The 4,019-nt window shown below is 66.7% G+C and carries 6 protein-coding genes; 3 read left to right on the top strand and 3 right to left on the bottom strand.

Going from position 1 to position 4,019, the window contains the following annotated elements; all coding sequences use genetic code 11:
* Nucleotides 1-217 (bottom strand): hypothetical protein (locus AC1DOC_RS22905; protein WP_478130546.1); only part of this gene is annotated, 217 nt, incomplete at its 3' end.
* A gap of 54 nt (nt 218-271) precedes the next feature.
* On the opposite strand from AC1DOC_RS22905, the gene AC1DOC_RS22900 reads away from it, so the two are divergent.
* From AC1DOC_RS22900 to AC1DOC_RS22890, 3 genes are read left to right on the top strand one after another with little or no spacing between them, the layout of a single operon-like run.
* Nucleotides 272-838 (top strand): RDD family protein, encoded by a 567-nt coding sequence (locus AC1DOC_RS22900; RefSeq protein ID WP_026284176.1) that lies wholly within the window; start codon nt 272-274, stop codon nt 836-838.
* The gene (locus AC1DOC_RS22895) at nt 835-1,242 is read left to right on the top strand and encodes a diacylglycerol kinase (RefSeq protein WP_012747473.1); all 408 of its coding nucleotides are present in this window, start codon (nt 835-837) and stop codon (nt 1,240-1,242) included. Before AC1DOC_RS22900 ends, AC1DOC_RS22895 begins: the two co-directional genes overlap by 4 nt.
* A 31-nt stretch (nt 1,243-1,273) precedes the next feature.
* Nucleotides 1,274-1,864 (top strand): LOG family protein, encoded by a 591-nt coding sequence (locus AC1DOC_RS22890; protein ID WP_018906099.1) that lies wholly within the window; start codon nt 1,274-1,276, stop codon nt 1,862-1,864.
* A gap of 24 nt (nt 1,865-1,888) precedes the next feature.
* On the opposite strand, the gene AC1DOC_RS22885 is transcribed toward AC1DOC_RS22890, so the two are convergent.
* Together AC1DOC_RS22885 and AC1DOC_RS22880 are read right to left on the bottom strand one after the other, a co-directional pair.
* The gene (locus tag AC1DOC_RS22885) at nt 1,889-2,227 is read right to left on the bottom strand and encodes a P-II family nitrogen regulator (protein ID WP_012747471.1); all 339 of its coding nucleotides are present in this window, start codon (nt 2,225-2,227) and stop codon (nt 1,889-1,891) included.
* Nucleotides 2,224-3,918, bottom strand: a complete 1,695-nt coding sequence (locus AC1DOC_RS22880) for an NAD+ synthase (protein WP_018906100.1) — start codon at nt 3,916-3,918, stop codon at nt 2,224-2,226. Before AC1DOC_RS22880 ends, AC1DOC_RS22885 begins: the two co-directional genes overlap by 4 nt.
* Nucleotides 3,919-4,019 lie beyond the last annotated feature (101 nt).

Genomic DNA, 4,019 nt, shown 5'->3' with positions numbered 1-4,019 from the left:
GCATCATGCTGGCCCCGCCTGCCGCTTCCGTGCCAGCCACGGTGCCCGCCGCCATCATGGTGGCGTCCCCGCCGGAACGCATCCCGTCCGCCGTCTCCGCGCCCTCCCCGTCCGCCACCATGTCGCAGCCGACTCCGGCCGAGGCCCAGGTACCCATGCCATCATCGGCGGCCGCCCAGGTTTCGCCGCCATCGTCGCCATCACCGTCCGCCTCCAACCCTGCAGGCCGTGGCGCCGAGCAGCCCTTGCCCCCCTGATTCCCAAGGTTTCGATGGCTTCAAATTCTTCCGAGTTCTCGGAATCGAATCCCTCTTCATCGCTCGCAGATACCCCCTCCAGCGCTCCTCTTCTGATAGTGCCCGGCCTGTGGCGGCGAATGGCATGCTGGCTGTATGAAGGCATGCTGCTGTTCGCCGTGGTGTTCGTCGCGGGCTGGCTGTTCAGCACGCTCGGCCAGATGCGCGACGCCATGGATTCCCGCCGGCACCTGCTCCAGGCCTTCCTGTTCGTGGTGTTCGGCGTCTATTTCGTCTGGTTCTGGACCCGGGGCCAGACGCTGGCCATGAAGACCTGGAACATCCGCATCGTCGATGCGCACGGACGCCCCCTCACCCAGGCCCGCGCGCTCCTGCGCTACCTGCTCAGCTGGATCTGGTTCCTGCCGCCGCTGGCCGCCATCGCGCCTTTCAAGCTTTCGGGCGGAGAATCCACGGTGTTGATCTTCGGATGGGTCGCCGTCTGGGCATTGCTGGCGCGCTTTCACCCCGAGCGCCAGTTCTGGCACGACGCCTGGGCCGGTACGCGGCTCATAACCTCCAAGCCGATGAGCCGCCGATGAGTGCCCTGCCCAAGCTTCCCGACCCCGCCGTGAACCCGCAAAAGGCCCGCAAGGGCCTCGAGCGCGTGTGGCATGCCACCCTGATCTCGCTGCACGGCCTTCGCGCGGGCTGGAGCGAGCCGGCGTTCCGCCAGGAAGCCATCATGGCCGTCGTGATGATCCCGGCGGCCTTCTGGCTCGGCCGCAGCTGGGTCGAAGTGGCCCTGCTCGCCGGCAGCGCCATCCTCGTAATGATCGTCGAGCTGCTCAACACCGCGGTCGAAGCCGCCATCGACCGCATCGGCCCCGAATGGCACGACCTCTCCAAGCGCGCCAAGGACATGGGCAGCGCCGCCGTGCTGCTGTCGCTCACCCTGTGCGGCGGCATCTGGCTGGCGGCGCTGTGGCATCGCTTCGCGTCATGAAGATGCCCGCCGCACGAGGCATGATGGCGGCATGAATCCTGAATTTTCGATCTGTGTGTATTGCGGCTCGCGACCCGGCGAGCGAGTCGAGTTTTCCAAGGCCGCGGAAGCGGTCGGCCAGTGGATCGGCGCGCACCGCGGCCAGCTGGTCTACGGCGGCGGACGCACCGGCCTGATGGGCACGGTGGCCGAGGCCACCCGCAACGCCGGCGGCCGCGTGGTCGGCATCATTCCCAAGGCGCTGGTCGACCGGGAACTGGCCAATCCCCTGTGCGACGAGCTCCACGTGGTCGACACCATGCACGAGCGCAAGGCCATGATGGGCGAGCGCGCCGACGCCTTCGTCGCGCTGCCGGGCGGCATTGGCACCTTCGAGGAACTGTTCGAGATCTGGACCTGGCGCCAGCTCGGCTACCACGACAAGCCCACGGGCATCCTCAATACCGCCGGCTACTACGACGGCCTGCTGGGCTTCCTGGCGCACAGCGTGCGCGAGGGCTTCATGGGCGATTGGCAGATGGAACTGATCCGCACCGGCACCAACCCCACCGAACTGCTCAGCGCGCTGCGCGCCGAGGTGCCCCTGCACCCCCGCGACGACCGGCTGGCCGAAAACCTGTAGCGCGCTTCCCGGAGCGGGCCTTTTTCAGACGGCGTTCTCGTTTTCCTCGCCGGTGCGGATGCGCACGATGCGCTCCACGCCGGTGACGAAGATCTTTCCGTCGCCGATCTTGCCGGTGCGCGCGGAATTGACGATGGCTTCGATGCAGCGCTCCACGTCGCCTTCGTTGACGACCACTTCCACCTTCATCTTCGGCAGGAAGTCGACCACGTATTCCGCACCACGATAGAGCTCGGTGTGCCCCTTCTGGCGCCCGAAGCCCTTGACCTCGGTCACTGTGAGGCCGGTAACGCCCACCTCAGCCAGGGCTTCGCGTACGTCCTCGAGCTTGAAGGGTTTGACGATGGCGGTGATCTGCTTCATGGTTTTTGCGCTCCGGCGGTTTCGTTGAACTTGCTGGTGATAGGGTAACGCCAATCCTTGCCGAAACTCCGGTGGGTCACCCGAATGCCCACAGGCGCCTGGCGCCGCTTGTATTCATTGATCTTGATGAGCCGCGCAACCCGCTCGACCACCGCGCGCTCGTAGCCGGCGGCGATGATCTCGTCGATGCCCTCGTCGTCCTGCATGTAGCGTGCCAGGATGCCGTCGAGGATGTCGTAGGGCGGCAGGCTGTCCTGGTCGGTCTGGTCGGGCCGCAGCTCGGCGCTCGGTGGCCGCGTGATGATCCGGTCGGGAATCGGCGAGGCGCCGGTGCCGTACGGGTCGTGCGCATTGCGCCAGCGGGCCAGCGCGAACACGGTGGTCTTCAGCAGGTCCTTGATGACCGCGAAGCCGCCTGCCATGTCGCCATAGAGCGTGCAGTAGCCGGTGGCCATCTCGCTCTTGTTGCCCGTGGTGAGAACGATCGAGCCGAACTTGTTCGACAGCGCCATCAGCAGCGTGCCGCGGATGCGGGCCTGGATGTTCTCCTCGGCCGTGTCCTCGGGCAGGCCCTTGAACTCATCCGCGAGCGCGCCCTTGAACGACTCGAAGGTGTGCTTGATCGAGATCTCGTCGTAGCGCACGCCCAGGCGGGTGGCCATGTCGCGCGCGTCGATCCAGCTGATGTCGGCGGTGTAGGGCGACGGCATCATGACGGCGCGCACCTTGTCCTTGCCGAGTGCGTCGACCGCGATGGCAAGCACCAATGCGGAGTCGATGCCGCCCGAGAGCCCCAGGATGGCGCCAGGAAAGCCGTTCTTGCCGATGTAGTCGCGCACGCCCAGTACCAGTGCATCCCACAGCTGGGCTTCCGCTTCGCGCGGCGCAGCGATGGCCGAAGGCGCCGCCACCACACCCATGCCCTGGGGCGAGCGCTCCAGTTGCATGAAGACCAGGCTCTCCTTGAAACTCTCGGCCTGCATGGCCAGCGCGCCGTCGGCCTGCAGCGCAAAGGAGGCGCCATCGAAGACCACTTCGTCCTGCCCGCCCACCAGGTGCGCATAGACCAGCGGCAGCCCGACGGCGCGCGCCCGGTCGGCCATCCGCGCCACGCGCTCGCCTTCCTTGCCGACGTGGTACGGCGACGCGTTGATGACGGCCAGCACTTCGGCACCCGCCGCGCGGGCCAGTTCGGCCGGTTCGTCGAACCAGGCGTCCTCGCAGATCAGCACGCCCACCGAGACGCCGCCGGCCTCGAACACGCAGGTGCCCTGCCCCGGCGTGAAATAGCGGCGCTCGTCGAACACCTGGTAGTTCGGCAGCTCGCGCTTGGCGTAGGTTTCGAGGATGCGGCCTTCCTTGATCACGCTGGCGGCGTTGTAGCGCATCTGCACCGCCACCGAGCGGCTGCGCAGGCTGCCGCCGGTCGGATGCCCCACCACCACGACCATGTCTTTGAGATCGGCCAGTGCGGCGGCAATGCCTTTCACGGCATCATCGCAGGCTTCGGTGAAGGCGGGACGCAGGAAAAGATCCTCTGCCGCATAGCCGGCGATCGAGAGTTCGGGCGTCAGCAGAAGGCGTGCACCTTGGGCGTGGGCCTGGCGCGCGGCATCGACGATTTTCCTGGCGTTGCCGGCGAGGTCGCCCACCACAAAATTGAGTTGCGCGATGGCGAGCTTGAGCGTCATACGGAAGGAAGAAAAAGGCTTGAACGATTATGTCATTCGGGTGGTGGCGTCGCTGTCGGACCTGGACCCGAAAGCATGGAACGCCCTCCTCGCGGCCGAGG

It is taken from the genome of Variovorax sp. 01T439_2, assembly GCF_056398445.1.
The sequence above is the reverse complement of the archived record's forward strand: the minus strand, read 5'-3'. Positions and strand labels throughout refer to the sequence as shown.